This is a genomic window from Streptomyces sp. SS8, assembly GCF_054072955.1.
In genome coordinates this window covers 12,727-28,210 of record NZ_JBSVCZ010000028.1, presented here as the reverse complement: position 1 = coordinate 28,210, position 15,484 = coordinate 12,727, and the positions used below count along the sequence as shown (strand labels likewise).

Annotated in this window: 15 protein-coding genes, 1 tRNA gene and 1 pseudogene; 9 read left to right on the top strand and 8 right to left on the bottom strand. The window is 72.3% G+C overall.

Annotated features, from left to right (window positions below):
• The first annotated feature begins 27 nt into the window (after nucleotides 1-27).
• Nucleotides 28-1,179: a DUF475 domain-containing protein gene (locus tag ACW69E_RS23320; RefSeq protein ID WP_457500238.1), complete on the top strand. Its 1,152-nt coding sequence runs from the start codon at nucleotides 28-30 to the stop codon at nucleotides 1,177-1,179.
• Between the two features lie 196 nt (nucleotides 1,180-1,375).
• Nucleotides 1,376-2,098, top strand: a pseudogene (locus ACW69E_RS23315) (Tellurium resistance); the annotation flags it as partial.
• A 6-nt stretch (nucleotides 2,099-2,104) separates the two neighbouring features.
• Here the strand turns inward: ACW69E_RS23315 and ACW69E_RS23310 are convergent.
• Nucleotides 2,105-3,112, bottom strand: a complete 1,008-nt coding sequence (locus ACW69E_RS23310; protein WP_457500237.1) for a TerD family protein — start codon at nucleotides 3,110-3,112, stop codon at nucleotides 2,105-2,107.
• Nucleotides 3,113-3,292: 180 nt separating this feature from the next.
• On the opposite strand from ACW69E_RS23310, the gene ACW69E_RS23305 reads away from it, so the two are divergent.
• The 4 genes from ACW69E_RS23305 to ACW69E_RS23290 are packed head-to-tail and all read left to right on the top strand — an operon-like array spanning nucleotide 3,293 to nucleotide 8,654.
• Nucleotides 3,293-4,459: an HpcH/HpaI aldolase/citrate lyase family protein gene (locus tag ACW69E_RS23305; protein WP_457500236.1), complete on the top strand. Its 1,167-nt coding sequence runs from the start codon at nucleotides 3,293-3,295 to the stop codon at nucleotides 4,457-4,459.
• The gene (locus ACW69E_RS23300; protein WP_457500235.1) at nucleotides 4,456-7,086 is read left to right on the top strand and encodes a phosphoribosyltransferase; all 2,631 of its coding nucleotides are present in this window, start codon (nucleotides 4,456-4,458) and stop codon (nucleotides 7,084-7,086) included. Before ACW69E_RS23305 ends, ACW69E_RS23300 begins: the two co-directional genes overlap by 4 nt.
• On the top strand, nucleotides 7,083-7,949 hold the full coding sequence (locus ACW69E_RS23295) for an HAD family hydrolase (RefSeq protein ID WP_457500234.1): 867 nt from the start codon (nucleotides 7,083-7,085) through the stop codon (nucleotides 7,947-7,949). The genes ACW69E_RS23300 and ACW69E_RS23295 overlap by 4 nt, the downstream gene beginning before the upstream one ends.
• Nucleotides 7,950-7,982: 33 nt before the next feature.
• The gene (locus tag ACW69E_RS23290) at nucleotides 7,983-8,654 is read left to right on the top strand and encodes an O-methyltransferase (protein WP_457500233.1); all 672 of its coding nucleotides are present in this window, start codon (nucleotides 7,983-7,985) and stop codon (nucleotides 8,652-8,654) included.
• Between the two features lie 49 nt (nucleotides 8,655-8,703).
• Here ACW69E_RS23290 and ACW69E_RS23285 read toward each other — a convergent pair whose 3' ends face one another.
• The 3 genes from ACW69E_RS23285 to ACW69E_RS23275 form a co-directional block, all read right to left on the bottom strand.
• Entirely contained in the window at nucleotides 8,704-8,931 is a 228-nt protein-coding gene (locus ACW69E_RS23285; protein WP_093848961.1) for an FmdB family zinc ribbon protein, read from the bottom strand.
• Nucleotides 8,932-9,041: 110 nt separating this feature from the next.
• Nucleotides 9,042-10,301, bottom strand: a complete 1,260-nt coding sequence (locus ACW69E_RS23280; RefSeq protein WP_457500277.1) for a hypothetical protein — start codon at nucleotides 10,299-10,301, stop codon at nucleotides 9,042-9,044.
• A gap of 101 nt (nucleotides 10,302-10,402) precedes the next feature.
• Nucleotides 10,403-11,185: a DUF4097 family beta strand repeat-containing protein gene (locus ACW69E_RS23275; protein WP_457500232.1), complete on the bottom strand. Its 783-nt coding sequence runs from the start codon at nucleotides 11,183-11,185 to the stop codon at nucleotides 10,403-10,405.
• Nucleotides 11,186-11,368: 183 nt separating this feature from the next.
• Here ACW69E_RS23275 and ACW69E_RS23270 point away from each other — a divergent pair.
• Nucleotides 11,369-11,443: transfer RNA gene (locus tag ACW69E_RS23270), tRNA-Val, on the top strand.
• A 111-nt stretch (nucleotides 11,444-11,554) separates the two neighbouring features.
• Here ACW69E_RS23270 and ACW69E_RS23265 read toward each other — a convergent pair.
• A complete protein-coding gene (locus ACW69E_RS23265) occupies nucleotides 11,555-12,769 on the bottom strand; it encodes a helix-turn-helix domain-containing protein (protein WP_457500231.1) in 1,215 nt (404 codons plus the stop codon).
• A complete protein-coding gene (locus tag ACW69E_RS23260; RefSeq protein ID WP_457500230.1) occupies nucleotides 12,759-13,073 on the bottom strand; it encodes a putative quinol monooxygenase in 315 nt (104 codons plus the stop codon). Before ACW69E_RS23260 ends, ACW69E_RS23265 begins: the two co-directional genes overlap by 11 nt.
• A gap of 211 nt (nucleotides 13,074-13,284) precedes the next feature.
• Between ACW69E_RS23260 and ACW69E_RS23255 the strand changes: the two genes are divergently transcribed.
• Together ACW69E_RS23255 and ACW69E_RS23250 are read left to right on the top strand one after the other, a co-directional pair.
• Entirely contained in the window at nucleotides 13,285-13,692 is a 408-nt protein-coding gene (locus ACW69E_RS23255; RefSeq protein ID WP_457500229.1) for an ATP-binding protein, read from the top strand.
• A 302-nt stretch (nucleotides 13,693-13,994) separates the two neighbouring features.
• On the top strand, nucleotides 13,995-14,282 hold the full coding sequence (locus ACW69E_RS23250) for a hypothetical protein (protein ID WP_457500228.1): 288 nt from the start codon (nucleotides 13,995-13,997) through the stop codon (nucleotides 14,280-14,282).
• 60 nt (nucleotides 14,283-14,342) lie between these two features.
• Here the strand turns inward: ACW69E_RS23250 and ACW69E_RS23245 are convergent, their stop codons facing one another.
• Nucleotides 14,343-14,756: a hypothetical protein gene (locus ACW69E_RS23245; RefSeq protein ID WP_457500227.1), complete on the bottom strand. Its 414-nt coding sequence runs from the start codon at nucleotides 14,754-14,756 to the stop codon at nucleotides 14,343-14,345.
• A gap of 87 nt (nucleotides 14,757-14,843) precedes the next feature.
• The gene (locus ACW69E_RS23240) at nucleotides 14,844-15,395 is read right to left on the bottom strand and encodes a hypothetical protein (RefSeq protein ID WP_457500226.1); all 552 of its coding nucleotides are present in this window, start codon (nucleotides 15,393-15,395) and stop codon (nucleotides 14,844-14,846) included.
• Between the last annotated feature and the right edge of the window lie 89 nt (nucleotides 15,396-15,484).

The window sequence follows — 15,484 nt, the reverse complement described above, 5'->3', positions numbered from 1 at the left end:
CCCACCAGAGAGAAGATTGGGTAATCAGTGGTTCTAAGGACATTCGGCTGGTCCTTCGGCGTCACCGCCGCCGGACTCGCCACCGCCTTCTTGTTCGGGGGGTGGGAGGCGTTCGCCCTGGTGGGGATCCTCTCCATCCTGGAGATCTCGCTGTCCTTCGACAACGCCGTCGTCAACGCCGGCGTGCTGAAGAAGATGAACGAGTTCTGGCAGAAGATCTTCCTCACCATCGGCATCCTCATCGCCGTGTTCGGCATGCGCCTGGTGTTCCCCATCGTGATCGTCTCCGTCTCGGCCCAGCTGGGGCCGATCGAGGCGGTCAACCTGGCGCTCAACGACCAGGAGCGCTACGAGCAGCTGGTCACCGACGCCCACCCGTCGATCGCGGCCTTCGGCGGCATGTTCCTGCTGATGATCTTCCTCAACTTCCTCTTCGACGAGGAGCGGGACATCCACTGGCTCAAGGTGATCGAGCGCCCGCTGGCCCGCTTCGGGCAGGTCGAGGGTCTCGCGGTGGTCGTCGCACTGATCGTCCTGCTGGTCTCGGGGTCCGTCCTGGGCACCCACGCCGTGCTCTACGAGGGGCACGCGGACGAGTCCGCGACGGTCTACCTCGCGGGCATCGCGGGTCTGCTCACCTATCTGATCGTCAACGGCCTCTCCAGCCACTTCGAGAACAAGATCGAGGAGGACGAGGAGCAGCAGCACGAGGCCGAGGAGGCCGCCCGGCGCGCCGGCAAGCAGCCCTCGGTCGTCCTGCTCGCGGGCAAGGCCGCGTTCTTCATGTTCCTCTACCTGGAGGTCCTGGACGCGTCCTTCTCCTTCGACGGCGTCATCGGCGCCTTCGCCATCACCAACGACCCGGTCGTCATCGCGCTCGGCCTGGGCATCGGCGCGATGTACGTCCGGTCCATCACCGTCTACCTGGTCCGCCAGGGGACGCTGGACGAGTACCGCTACCTGGAGCACGGCGCCCACTACGCCATCGGCGCCCTGGGCATCCTGCTGCTGATCACCATCAGGTGGCACGTCAACGAGGTCATCACCGGCCTCATCGGCGTCGCGCTGATCGGTACCGCCTTCTGGACCTCCCTGCGGCACAACCGCAGGGACGCCCTGCAGAGCGGAGACGAGGGCGGCAGCCCGGCGCAGAAGCCGGAAGTCCCCTCGGGGGTGTGACGGCGGTCCGATTGCGGAACGCTCTGTGCGGGGGCGGCCACGAGACGTCTCGTGGCCGCCCCCGCGGCATGACGCCGCAGGCACGCAGACGGCACGGTCATGCACGGTCAACAGTCATGCACGGTCATGGGACGGTCCGCTCGGGAGTTGGGGGTAGGAAGTCATGGTCTCCCTGTGGGAGAACTGGCGCAGCGGAATGCGCAGGGGCCCGAGGTTCGACACGGTCGGCGGCTCCTCGACGTACGCGGTGGAGCTGACCAAGCGGTACTCGGCGGTCTCACTCACCCGGCAGGGCGCGGACAGCGGCCATCTGCAGATCAACCTCTCGTGGCGGATGCGCTCGTCCGACTTCGACGGGCGGCCGAGGCGTGGCGGCGGCCTGCTGCGCAACCCGCTCCAGGCCTTCAAACCCGAACCGGTGCAGGGGCACACCCGGGGTGTGGTGACGGTCGACCTCGACCTGGCCTGCATGTACGAGCTGAAGGACGGCTCCAAGGGCGTCGTCCAGCCGCTCGGCGGACTGCTGGGGGAGATCAACGCGCCGCCCTACGTCAAGCTCAGCGGGGACGACCGGTTCGGCGGCTCCTCGGGCGAGACCATCTACGTCAACCTCGACCACAAGGACGAGATCAAGCGGCTGCTGGTCTTCGTCTACATCTACGACGGCACTCCGGCGTTCGACCGCACCCAGGCGGTGGTCTCGCTGATCCCCAGCAACGGCCCGCGCATCGAGATCGGCCTCGACGAACGGGCCCCCGAGGCCCGCTCCTGCGCGGTGGTGCTGATCGAGAACGACGCCAAGGGCCAGTTGGTGGCCCGCCGGGAGGTGCGCTACGTCTACGGCTTCCAGTCGGAGCTCGACCGGCTCTACGGCTGGGGCCTGCAGTGGGCGCGCGGCTACAAGAACAAGGCTGACCGGCCGCGGCTAACGGCCCACGAACTGCGGCCCCTGGGGCGGCAGGGTGAAGGCCGGGTCGGGCGCGCCGGCGCCGGGCCGGTGGGCCGGGGGCCGGGTCGGCGGCGGAGGCACATGCGGGTAGCCGTACGCGGGCTGCGCCGGGGGAACTCCCGCGGCGGGCTGCGGGTAGCCGTAGGCGGGCCCCGGTGGCGGCCCGGCCGGGACCGGCGCCGTCGGGTGCGACGCGGCGGCGGGCTCGGGCTGGGGTTCCGGCCCCGGTTCGGGGTGCGGCGGCTGCGGTTCCGGCTCGGGCAGCGGTTCCGGCCCGGGCGTGGGACCGGGGACGGGGCGCGGCGGCGGAGGGTTCGGCCCGGGCGGCGGCTCGGGGTGCGGCTGCGGCTCGGGACGGGGCTCTGGCATCGGCTCCGGCCGGGGGAAGCCCGGCTCCGGAGGCGGCTGCGGGATCGTCTGCTCCGGCTCCCCGGGCGCGGCCGACTCCGCCTCCTCCACCGAGATGCCGAAGTCCGTCGCCAGCCCGACCAGCCCGGTGGCGTACCCCTGCCCCAGCGCGCGGAACTTCCAGCCGTCCCCGCGCCGGTACAGCTCACCGCAGATCAGCGCCGTCTCCGAGCCCGTCTCGGGGCGGATCTCGAAACTGGCGACCGTCTCTGGGCCGTCGGCGTCCACCACCAGCAGCATCAGATCACGCACATCGGCGAAGGTGCCGCCGTCCGCCGACGCGGACAGCATCACCCGCTCCACGGACGGCTCCAGGCGGCCGAGGTCCACCTCGACCGAGTCCGTCAGCCCCTCCGGCTCGCGCCTCTTGGGCAGGTAGCGAACCAGCCCGGAAGGGTGCCGCGGCTGGTTGTAGAAGACGAAGTCCTCGTCGGAGCGCACCCGCCCGTCCGCGCCCAGCAGCAGCGCGGAGGCGTCGACGTCGCGGACGCCCGTGCCCGGTGTCCAGCGCAGTACGGCGCGCACGGCCGTCGCGTGGAGCTGGATGTTCGACCCCTTCAGCATCGCGTGCGTCATAGCGCCATCCTGCCTGTCGCGGCCCGCCGGTACAACGCGGGTGCCTCGGTGCCCCGGGTTTATGCGTAAGTAATGCTATGTTCATGCGTTCGAGTAACTTTTGAGCCACGTGCGTGCTTACGATGATCGGCCGGTTCTCGCTCATGAAAGACATGGGGCCGGCGATGGAACGGGGGTCCTGTGCGGCACTTCGGACACCTTTCGCCGCAGGTGCGGCGGGAACTGTTCCACAAGGAACCGGCCGAGTTCTCGGCGCGGTCCCCGGCTCGTCTGCTGTCGGTGGCCCTCGGCGCCACCCTCTACAGCCCCGCCACCCGCCCCCGGCTCGCCGACGACGTGCTCAAGCAGGCCCGCCGGGGCGTGGTCTCCATGGTGCTGTGCCTGGAGGACTCCATCGACGACGCCGAAGTGCCCGGCGCCGAGGAGAACCTGGTCCGGCAGTTCGCCGAGCTGGTCGCCTCCGCCTCCGGCTCCACCGAGCCCCCGCTGCTGTTCGTCCGCGTCCGCGAGCCCGCGCAGATCACCTCCCTGGTCCGGCGCCTGGGTCCCGGCATCCGTCTGCTGTCCGGTTTCGTGCTGCCCAAGTTCACCGAGGAGCGCGGCCTGCCCTTCCTGGAGGCGCTCACCGCCGCCGAGGCCGACTGCGGACGGCGGCTGTTCGCCATGCCCGTCCTGGAGTCCCCCGACCTCCTGCACCTGGAGACGCGGGCGGAGACGCTCACCGGGATAGCCCGCACCGTCGACAAGTACCGCGACCGGGTCCTGGCGCTCCGCCTGGGCGTCACCGACTTCTGCTCCGCCTACGGACTGCGCCGCAGCCCCGACATGACCGCCTACGACGTGCAGATCGTCGCTTCGGTGATAGCCGACGTGGTCAATGTGCTCGGCCGGGCCGACGGCACCGGCTTCACCGTCACCGGACCGGTCTGGGAGTACTTCCGGCTCCAGGAGCGGATGTTCAAACCGCAGCTGCGCCAGAGCCCGTTCACCGGCCGCGCCGAGGAGCTGCGCGCCGCGCTGATCGAGCACGACATGGACGGACTGCTGCGCGAGATCGGTCTGGACCGGGCCAACGGACTGCAGGGCAAGACGTGCATCCACCCCTCCCACGTCGCACCCGTCCACGCCCTGTCGGTGGTCAGCCACGAGGAGTTCAGCGACGCCACGGACATACTGCGCCCCGAACGCTGCGGCGGCGGAGTGCTGCGTTCCGCCTACACCAACAAGATGAACGAGGTGAAGCCCCACCGCGCCTGGGCTGAGCGCACCCTGCTGCGGGCCGAGGCCTTCGGCGTCGCGCACGAGGGCGTGGGGTTCGTCGAACTGCTGGCGGCTGGGAGCATATGAGTCATACGGACGAGGACGAGCACGGCCGCGACCACGGCCACGGCGAGGGGTACGGCAGGGTGACGCAGGCGGCGGACGCGGACGGGCGCACGGGCGGACGGGCGGCCGGGGCGCCGGGGGAGACCGGCCGGTCCGGCTCCGGCGGGGAGTCCGGCCGGAGCTTTGGGCAGGGGGGCGGCCAGTGGTCCGGCGAGTGGGTCGTACAGCGGCTGGGGGTACGGCTGGAGGCCCCGCCCGGTGAGGAGGCCGGGCGCCTGCGCGAACTGCTCGGCCTGGCCCTGCGGCGCAACCCCCGCCGGGCGCACCTGCTGGTCTCCCAGGTGCTCGGCAAGCACGTCCCCCAGCTGCCCGGGACCGTCCACGGCACCGGACTGCGCCTGGGCGAACGCGTCCGCGGGCTGCTGGGCGCGGACGCCGGCCACGCGGTCGTCCTCGGCTACGCAGAGACCGCCACCGGCCTCGGCCACAGCGTCGCCGACGGCCTGGGCACCGCCCCCTACCTCCACTCCACGCGCCGCGCCGTCCCCGGCGCGGAGCCGGTGGGCGGCTTCGAGGAGGAGCACTCCCACGCCACCTCCCATCTGCTGCTGCCGCAGGACCCGAAGCTGCTGGCCGGGAACGGGCCGCTGGTCCTGGTGGACGACGAGTTCTCCACCGGCACAACCGTCCTCAACACCATCACCGCACTGCACCGCGCCTTCCCGCGCGAGCGGTACGTGATCGTGGCGCTGACCGACCTGCGCGGGCCGCAGGACCGGGCCCGGCTGGAGAAGTTCGCCGCCGACCTCGGCGCCCGCATCGACGTGGTGGCCCTGGCCACCGGCACCGTACGCCTCCCCGACGGCGTACTGGAGCGCGGCGCCGCCCTGGTCGAGGCCCATGACAGCCCGCCGCCGCGGCCCGCGCCCGGATTCGGTCCCGAGCAGGTGCGCCGTGTCGACCTGGGCTGGCCGACGGGCCTGCCCGACGGCGGACGGCACGGCTTCACCCCCGCCCACCGGGCCCGGCTGGAGGCCGCGCTGCCGACGATGGCCGGCCGGATCGCCGCCTACCTGCCCGAGGGGGCGCGCAGGGTGCTCGTCCTGGGGTGCGAGGAGCTGATGTACGCGCCGCTGCGGCTGGCCGACGCCCTCACCGGCGCCACCGGCGCCGAGGTCCGCTACTCCACCACCACCCGCTCACCCGTCCTGGCGGTCGACGAGCCCGGCTACGCCATCCGCACCCGCCTGGTCTTCCCCGCCCACGACGACCCCGCCGACGGCACCCCCGGCCGGCCGGGGGAGCGCTACGCCTACAACATCGCGGGCCAGAGCTTCGACGCCGTCGTCGCCGTCGTGGACTCCGCCGCCGACACCCCCGCCCTCCACGCCCCCGACGGCCTGCTGGCCCACCTCGCCGCCCACACCGGCCGGGTGCTGCTCGCGGTCGTCCCCTCCCACCGGCCCCTGCCCGCACCGCTGCGCGGCCCGCACTTCTCCTCCTACGCACCCGAGGACGTCGGCTGGCTGCTCCAGGACCTCTCCGACGTCACCCTGGAGGCGCCCACCGAGGAGCGCGAGGAGGCCATCCAGTCCGGCGGCGCGCACTACGCCGAGTCGCTGCCGGTGGAGTACCAGCCCAGCCGGGAGTACCAGCGGCTGTTCCACCAGGCGCTGGAGACCTCCGCCGACCGGATCGCCCGCGCCGTCGGCGCCGTCACCGACACCCTGCTCACCGAACGGGGCGGCCGGGACGGCGTGGCAGACCGGGACGGCGGCCGGAGCGGTCACGGGAAGGGCATCGTGCTGGCCTCCCTCGCACGCGCCGGCACGCCCGTCGGAGTGCTGATGCGCCGCTGGGCCCAGCAGGTGCACGGCCTGGACATACCCCACTACGCCGTCTCCATCGTCCGCGGCCGCGGCATCGACACCACAGCCCTGCGCTGGCTCGCCGCCCACCACGACCCGGCCGGCGTGGTCTTCGTCGACGGATGGACCGGCAAGGGCGCCATCACCCGCGAACTCGCCGACGCCCTGCGCCCCTTCCCCGGCTTCGATCCCGAACTCGCCGTTCTGGCCGATCCCGGCGGCTGCGTGCGCACCTACGGCACCCGCGAGGACTTCCTCATCCCCTCCGCCTGCCTCAACTCCACTGTCTCCGGCCTCGTCTCGCGCACCGTGCTCCGCGCCGACCTCGTCGGACCCGACGACTTCCACGGGGCCAAGTACTACCGCGAGCTGGCCGCGGGAGACGTCTCCAACCTCTTCCTGGACACCGTCGCGAGCCGCTTCGACGCCGTACGCGGCGACGTGGCCGCCGACGTGGCGGAACTGCTCGCCGCCGACCGCGCCCCCACCTGGGCCGGCTGGAGGGCGGTGGAGCGCATCAGCGAGGAGTACGGCATCGGGGACGTCAACCTCGTCAAGCCCGGCGTCGGCGAGACCACCCGGGTGCTGCTGCGCCGCGTTCCCTGGCGCGTACTGGCCCGGCGCGGCGCGGGCGCCGACCTGGACCACATCCGGCTGCTCGCCGAACAGCGCGGCGTACCCGTCGAGGAGACCGACGACCTGCCCTACTCCTGCGTCGGCCTCATCCACCCCCGCTACACGCGCGGCGCCACCGGCGCCGACGGAAAGGCCGCCCGATGAGCCGCCCGGCGGGCCGCCCGTCGGCCGGCGCCGCACACGAGGCCCCGGAGCGCCGCACGGCCTTGGTCGCCAGCGACCTGGACCGCACCCTCATCTACTCCGCCGCCGCCCTCGGCCTGACCATGCCCGACGCCGAGGCCCCGCGCCTGCTGTGCGTGGAGGTCTACCAGTCCAAACCCCTGTCGTACCTCACCGAAACCGCCGCCGCCCTGCTGACCGAACTCGCGGACCGGTCCGTCTTCGTCCCCACCACCACCCGCACCCGCGAGCAGTACGGCCGCATCCACCTGCCGGGCCCGCCCCCGCGCTACGCCATCTGCGCCAACGGCGGCCACCTGATGGTGGACGGCGAGTCCGACCCCGCCTGGCACGCCCGGGTGCGGCGCGCCCTGGACGCCGACTGCGCACCACTGGCGCAGGTACGCGCCCGCATGGTGAGAACCGCCGACCCCGGCTGGCTGCTCAAGGAGCGCGTCGCCGAGGAGTTGTTCGCCTACCTCGTCGTCGACCGCGAGAAGTTGCCCGGCGCCTGGGTGAAGGAACTGGCCGACTGGGCCGGGCCGCGCGGCTGGACGGTCTCCCTCCAGGGCCGCAAGCTCTACGCCGTGCCGCGCCCGCTCACCAAGAGCGCCGCCGTCGCCGAGGTCGCCCGGCGCACCGGCGCCGAGCACGTCCTGGCCGCCGGAGACTCCCTCCTCGACGCCGACCTGCTGCTGGCCGCCGACACCGGCTGGCGGCCCGGCCACGGGGAGCTGGCCGACCTGGGCTGGACCGCCCCGCACATCACCGCACTGCCCGAGCGCGGAGTCGCGGCCGGGGAGCGCGTACTGCGGGAATTCCTCGCGCGCACCGGGCGGGACTGAGCGAGGACGACGGGCCTGAGCGAGGATGCGGGCATGACATCACCGGCACCCCGCGACAAGCGCCCCCTTCAGACCGCCGAGCTGTACAGGTACGTACTCGACCACAACCCGCCGCTCGACCCCGTACTGCGCGACCTGGTGGAGACCACGCACGCCCGCTTCCCCGACCGGGCCGGGCTGCAGTCCGCCCAGGAGCAGGGCCCGATGCTGGCCTTCCTGGTACGGCTGACCGGTGCCCGCCGCATCGTGGAGGTCGGCACCTTCACCGGCTTCTCCGCCCTCGCCATGGCCCAGGCCCTGCCCGCGGACGGCACGCTCATCGCCTGCGACATCTCGCAGGAGTGGACGGCCCTGGGACGCGAGGCATGGGCCAGGGCGGGCGTCGCGGACCGCATCGACCTGCGTATCGCGCCCGCCCTGGAGACCCTGCGTGCCCTGCCCGCCGAGCCGGAGATCGACTTCGTCTACCTCGACGCCGACAAGGACAACTACGTCAACTACTGGGAGGAACTGGTGCCGCGGATGCGGCCGGGCGGGCTGATCGTCGCCGACAACGTGCTCTTCCACGGCGAGGTCGCCGACCCGGACGCCACCGGCAACGCCGCCGCGATCCGGGCCTTCAACGACCATGTCTCCACCGACGACCGGATGGAGTCGATCATGCTGACGGTCGCCGACGGCGTGACCATCGCGCGCAAGCGGTAGCCCGCGCCCGACGGTCGTCCCCGCCGACCGCTTCCGACGGCCGTTTCCGTCAGCCGCAGCAGCCGCCCCCGCAGCACCCTCCGCCCCCACCGCCGCCCGCGCTCGGTGCCGGGGCGGAGGAACGGGCGGCCGCGCCGCCCACCGCGACGGTGGACAGCAGCTTCACGGTGTCGCCGTGGCCCTCCGGGCAGCTGGCGGGCGCACCGGACTCGGCCATCGGACGGTTCACTTCGAACGTGGTGCCGCAGGCGCGGCAGCGGAACTCGTATCGGGGCATGCAAGCAGGATAAGCGGCGGCCCGGCGATCGCGGGGAGCCTGTGGACAGCGGTTGGACAGCGGTCGCGGCACCACGGCGGGGCCGGGCCGCGTACGGCCGGCCGCACGGCTCAGCCGCCTGCCGCCCGCTCCTCGCGTATCCGGCGCACCACGTCCGCCACCGTCTCGCGGATGGCGTCCAGCTCCGTCACGAAGCCCCACCAGTCCGGATGCCGCCCGGACAGCCCCGCCACCGCCCGCTCCAGCCGCGCCACCGAGTCGTCCAGCGGACCCGCGTGCCGGGGATCGGGGTGACTGCGCCCGGCCATCGCCAGCCGCTGGGCGTCCCGGATGGCGAAACGCGCCCGCTCCACCTCGCCGCTGTGGTCGAAGGAGACCTCGTTCAGCCGCCGCAGACGCTCACCGGCCGCCGAGACCGCCTCGTCCGCGTCGTTCAGCAGCGCCCGCACCGTCGACAGCCGGGCGGTGGCGTCCGCCCACCGCTGCTCCTGCCGGGCGGTACGCGCCTCGGCCAGCTTCTCCTCCGCCTGCCGCACCGCGCCCGCCACCTGCTCCGGCACGTTCTGCAGATCCTCCCAGCACGCGACGGTGAACCGCCGCCGCAACTCGCTCAGCACCGGCCCGACGTTCTCCGCCCGATGCCGCAGCGCCTCGGCGCGGGTGCGCAGGGAGGACAGCCGCCGGTCGGTCCCGGCCGCCCGCTCCGGCAGCAGCTCGACCTCCCTGCGCACCCCCTCCGCCTCATGCAGCACGCGCTCGGCCCGCTGGAGGGTGTCCCGCACTCCGTGGCGCGCGGCACCCTCGTTGAGTCTGGTCAGCTCGGGGGAGAGGGCGGCCAGCCGGGCCGCCGCGTCGTCGGCCCGCAACCCGGCGGCACGTACGGCGTCCAGCGCCTTCGTCGCGCCCAGCAGCGCCTGCCGGGCCCGCTCCACGGCGGGCGCCAGCCGGGCGAGCTGCGTCTCGGCCTTCTCCAGCAGCGGACCGAGCCCCTGCCCGAACCGCTCCAGGTCCGCGCGGGTGCGCTCCAGATCCTCCCGCGCCTTGTCCAGGGCCCGGCGGGCGCGCGAGGCGGTGTCGGCGTCCAGGTCGTCGCGTTCCAGGTCGTGGGCGTCCACGGTGGCGATGTACTCGTGGCTGACCTGATCGATCCGCCGCCCGAACTCGGCGAAGTCCTCCACGGCCCGGCGCGAGGGCGGGGAGTCGTCGACGGCCGCCAGGGTCTCGATGGAGATCCGCAGATCCCGCTGCGCGGTGTCCAGTTCGTAGAACGCGGTGGCCGCCGCGTCCTTCGCGGCCTGGGCCTCGGCACGCCGGCTCTCGGCACGCCCGCCGCCACCCCAGCCCCAGCGGCGTGCGCCGCCGCCGTTCATCGCCGCCACGTGTGTCCTCTCCCCTTACGCCCTCGCCGACCCGGCTGCCATTCTCCCACCCGGCCCGGAGGAACACACGAGAGGCGACCGGGGCGATCACCTCACGACCGCTCCCGCCGGCTCACGGGGCGCACGGTCACATCGCCATTGGCCGCGCGGGCGGTGATGGCGGGGTCGCCCACACCGCCCCGCGGCACCTCCACCCGGGCCCCGCCGTTGTCGGCCGCGGCGTCCACGCGGTACGCGGCGCGGGGCACCTCGATGGTGACCGGACCGTTGTGGCCGCGGGCCTCCACCCGCTGGGGCACCCGGACCAGGGCCAGCCTCATCCCGCCGTTGTCCGCCTCGGCGGTCACCTCGCGGGAGCCGACCCCGGTCGCCTCGACGGAACCGTTGTCCCCGCTGAGCTCCAGCGGCCCGGTGACATCGCGCACCCTGATCCCGCCGTTGTCGACCGAGACCGCGAGCGCCTCGCTGAACCCGCGCGCGACAACGTCCCCGTTGCGGCCCTCGACCCGCACCGCGAGCCTGCGCGGCACCTCCACCCGGTGCCGGATGTCGCAACTCGCGAGCCCGGAGCAGGCGGGGCCCAGCGACAGCGTCCCGCCCTCCATCGACCACCGCGCCCCGGTGCTGCCGCCGTAGGCCACCCCGTCGAACCACCGGGTCACCCGCACGTCGGCCCGGTCCGCCGCCACCACCTCCACCGGCGAGTCCTCGACCTCGACCAGCAGCTTCTCCACGCCCTTCCCGACTTCGAAGGCTCGGTGCTCGGGCGGCACGTCACCGGCGTCCACACACCCGGCCACCCCGGCGGTGGCGGCGACCGCGAGGACGACGGCGACCAGGGCGCGTACGGTGCTGCGGCGGGTCTCGGTGGTCATGCGGGATCTCCGTATCCGTTCGGCGGGGTGCCCGGCAGGGCTGCTCGGCGGCGCCCTGCCGACGCTATGGATTCCGGCCCGTCGACGGCATCCGGCACCCCGCCGGACCCGGGGTGGGGACAGCCCCCGCCTCCCGCGTTTATGGCGCACACGGCGCGGCACGGTACGCTGTGGGCTCACCCCGGGCGCATAGCTCAGCGGTAGAGCGCTGCCCTTACAAGGCAGATGTCGGCGGTTCGAACCCGTCTGCGCCCACCAGCACAAAGCCCCCCGGCCGAACGAGGCCGGGGGGCTTTGACATCACCATCTGACATCAACGGCGGCGGTGCCGGCCAGACGGGCAAACGGTGACTCCTGCGGCATCGCGGATCACACATCTTCCACGTTCAGTTCGTCCGCCAGGGTCCGCAGGCTCGCGGACGGCTGGGGGCTCATGACCAGCAGGTCGGACACGAGCTGCCTGACCGCCGGCTTGGCGCCGACCAGTTCGGGGGCGAGGCGCCGGGCTTCGGTGAGGGCGACCGTCGCCTCCTCGGTCTGCCGGCGCTGGGCGTGGGCCCTGGCGAGATCGATGTGGAAGCGCGCCCGCCGCTCGGAGGAGAGCGCAGAGGGATCGACGGACTCGGCGGCGCGCAGTGCGGTACCGGCGTCGCCCAGGTCGGCGGCGATGGCGACCTCGTGGAGGCCGACGTTGAGCGGTCCGAACTCCGTGCCGTAGTCGTTGCGGCCCTCTCCCACCTGCTCGGCCATCTCGCGTGCGTGCCGCAGGAGTTGATACGCCTCCTCACCCCGGTCCAGCCGGGCCGAGGCCACCGCGTGCTGCAACGTCAGAGCGCCGCGCAGAGCCACCGTCTCCGGTCGTCCCTCCGTGGCCAGTGGTGCCAGGGCTTCGGTGGCGCTGCGCGCGACCCGGGCCGCCTGCTCGTAGTACCCGGAGCTGAGGAAGACGATCGCCAGCCGGAACTCACCGGCCGCCATCAGCAGCGGATCTCCGGTGCGTTCGGCGGCAAAGACGGCGCGGTCGACCGCGACCCATGCCACGTCCGGCTCGCCCATGTTCGCCAGTGCCGCACCGCATGCGCCGTACATGCAGGCCAGCAGACGGAACGGCTCGGCGGGGTCCTCCCCGGTACCGGATCGGGCCGCCGACTCCAGGTGCGGCACGAGCCGTTCCAGCAAGTCGGACAGTTCCGCGTACCGGCCCTCGTGCGTCAGGGTCCAGGCGCGTTCCACATCGGTGCGCAGGGCCGGCATGTCCGGGTGCTCCGGCTGCCCGAGTACGGCACTGAGCCGGTGCGAGCCGCTCAGCGTCAGCCGCAGCCGGTGCGCTCCGGATGGTTTCACTTCTGTGTTCGACGCCAGGACCGGTGATCCCGCTGCCAGTTCGGCCACCGGCAGGCCGAGAACGTCGGCGACCTTCTCCAGGACCGTCATGCGGTCGATGCGGCGCACTCCGCGTTCCACCTGCGACACCCAGGCTTCCGAGCGGTCCAGGAGCCTGGCGAGTTCCTTCTGCGACAGACCTCTGCGCCTGCGATGGGAGGCGATTTTACGGCCGAGGGTCTTCTCGTAGTCAGCGCTCATGGCCGACACCCTTGCCGGAGACGAACTCCAGACGGTCGACCTCGACGGCGGACAGGTACCGGTCCCGTTCGTCGAGGAAGGCGCGCACGTAGTCCTGCGCCTCGTGGAAGGCGAAGGCGTCGGCGTCCCGGTACAGCTCGTAGAAGATCCGTTCCAGGGGGCGGCCGTCAACACGGTGCACGGTGTAGATCACCGTTTCGGGTTCATGGGCGCGGATCTGCTCCCCGGTCCGCGCCACCAGCGCGTCGAACGCCGCTGCCGCCGCCTCGTCCTTGCAGGTGAAGCGCACCATCAGACCGAACATCGGCTCTCCTTCTCCGTCTTGGCATCCCGGTTCTGCACCACGCCGTGGCGAACGCTATTCGGCAATCGACCAGTACGAAAAGTGCGATCTCGTGTCTCAAGTACTCGCACTATGGCTACGGTGCTAGTACTTATTGTACGTGTGGGCTGGCGGTGCCTGTTGCCAGGCCTCGGCGCCGCTGAAAACCGCAGCTCAGAGCAAGGAGACGCGCATGCTCATCCATCGACGAACCTTCGCAGGACGCCCTGAGGAGGTACGTAAGGCCCGCGAATGGACCCGCAAACTCCTCGCCGACACCTTCTGTGTGGACGACGCGGCACTGATCGTCACCGAGCTGGGCGCCAATGCGGTCACCCACACCACCGGGCCCGCCTTCCGCGTCACCATCACCCGCACCCCCGAGGCCGTCACGCTCGCCGTCACCGACACCGGCGCCACCACCACGCACCCACAGATCACCCACCCCCACCGGGACGCCACCCACGGCCGAGGACTGGCCATCGTCGCCACGCTGGCCGACGACGTGGAGGTCCACCACACCGCTCACGGCCACACGGTGACCGCCAGGCTCCCGCTCCCCGCAGCACTGCCGACCACGCGGGAAGCCCAGCCGTGCTGAGCCGCACCTACCGATGCCAGGCGATCGCCTCCACCCCCGACGACGGCCGCACCTTCCCCCTCGGCACCCACACGGCCGACTCACCCCGCCTCGCCCTGCGCTGGCTCCGGGCACGCGCCCCGCCACATCAGCGACCAGCTCGACCCACCAGCAGCCCGGCCCGTCCTGGCCTGGCTCCACGACGATCAGACCCACGAACACGCCCTGGCTGTCTTCGCCTCCGGCACGCCCTACAGCCACACGATCTTCGAAGACGCCGTGCGCTACCTGCTCACCGCCCGACCCACTACAAGGCCCCGCCCATGAACCACGACCGAGCCGCCCGGAACGAGCAGCTGTACCGCTACGAGATCACCGCCGCCCTGAACGCCGTAGTCCGCGCCTGCGCCGACATCGTCACCGAACACAGTCACCGCGGCTTCTGGACACCCCGCACCAGCACCGAGCCGACACCCACACATCAAGACCTGATCGAGGCCGCCCGCCGCGACGTCCTCAACCGCCTCCAGATGGTCATCCACTGCGCCGAAACGGTCGCCTACACCATCGAGCACGACCGCCAGCGCCGGCCCAACCGGCCCACTGAGTAACAACCTTCTCTGCGGGTTCGAGCCCCGAAGATCGGGTCCCACATCGTCTCTGGGGCGACATCACGCCCGTTCGGTTCCCGCCTCGTCGTTACGGACGGAACCGGGGTCGCAGGCACCGAGGAGTGCGCCCGCCAGGACGAACAGGACCAGGACCGGAACGGGCATGAGCCCACCCGGGCGGTCGACGTCGTCGATGTACACCGAGGAGACGCCGACCCACAGCGGTGTGCCGAGGAGAATTTGGAACCAGGTGCGCCGTTCGCCGAGGACGCGCATCCCGACCCACAGCACCAGGGGCATGAGTATCCACGCGGCGAGGACGGTGGCACCGAACTCGGGTAAACCGGACCAGTCGTCCGGGTGGTCCGGTTCCTGACCGCGGGCCCACGCGAACCCGGCGCTCATCGCGAGGTGGCCGACCGCTGTGGCGATGGCCGTGACCACGGCTGCCTTCAGGGCGCGTGCGTAATTCATGATCGCTCCAAAGCGAGAGAGAGCGGGATCCAGTGGTTGTCGCTGCCTGGCCGGCGCGCCAGCGGCCTCAGACCGCCGCTCGCACGCTCACTCCAACTCCCGGTCCCGCAGGAGTCCCCGGAGGTTGAGTTCGCGGCGTGCGGAGGGATCGGTGCCGTCCACCAGGACGACCGCCCCCGCCCAGGTGGCGCCCGAGTCCTCCACCAGACGGCGTGCGGTCCGGGCGGTGGCGGAGGTGTCCGCCCAGTCGTCCACGAAGAGCACCCGGTGCGCGGAGCAGAGCCGACGGCGCCGTATGCCCCACTCGACGGTACGGCTCATGTAGTCCGGTGGCGTGCTGCGCAGCAGGATCTGGTCCCCCAGTTCCGCCTCGCTCGGTTCCCTGCGCATCTCGACGAAGCCCGCGACCAGGGAGACGGCCACCAGAGGACCGAGAAGGAATCCCGTGGCCTCGGGTGCGAGTACGGTCGTGATCCGCTCCCGGGAGGAGCACAAGTCGGCGAGCGCGGGCCCCAGTTCGCCCAGGAGGGACGCATCTGCCCACCACTGGGAGACGTCCGCCCGGCCCTCCTCGCCCCGCCAGGCGAACGCCTCTCGCAGGCGGCGCCGGAGATCATGGTGCCTGTGCTGCTTGCCCATGAGCGGCATGGTCCCACCATCTCGCCAGCGATACGGGAGGGGAAGCCGGGTGGGCTGGACGTCCGTCCGCCGCGCGGATGCGGACCGAA